Raw genomic sequence first — 356 nt, forward strand, 5'->3', positions numbered from 1 at the left:
GCCTCGAGATGCGTTGCTTGATCTCGCTTCTGCTCTAGCGGCGGCAGCGAGGCTTCCAACGCCGCCAGTTGAGCGGCCAGGCTGAGCTCGCTGGAATGCGCCATCACCCCGGCATCGACCTGGGCGTGCGCAATGTCCACCTGCTCACGCACCACCGCAATCAAGCTGCGCGTGGTGTCGATCTGTGCGGTATAGGCTGCACGCGCGATGACGGCGTTGACGAGGTTGCCAGTCAGGGTGAGATAGGCAGCGGCAAGGGCATAACGCTGGCCCTCAGTTTGTGCTGCCAGCGCTTCCACGGCCCGACGGTTGCCGCCAAACACATCGAGCACATAACTAATCGATGGGCCGAGCGT

Annotated in this window: 1 protein-coding gene; it reads right to left on the minus strand. The window is 63.2% G+C overall.

Features of this window, described 5'->3' with window-relative positions; translation table 11 throughout:
- Window positions 1–356 (minus strand): TolC family protein (locus RVY79_RS18080; RefSeq protein ID WP_317465909.1); only part of this gene is annotated, 356 nt, incomplete at both ends.

It is taken from the genome of Chromohalobacter sp. HP20-39 (assembly GCF_033052815.1).
Lineage (GTDB): Bacteria > Pseudomonadota > Gammaproteobacteria > Pseudomonadales > Halomonadaceae > Chromohalobacter.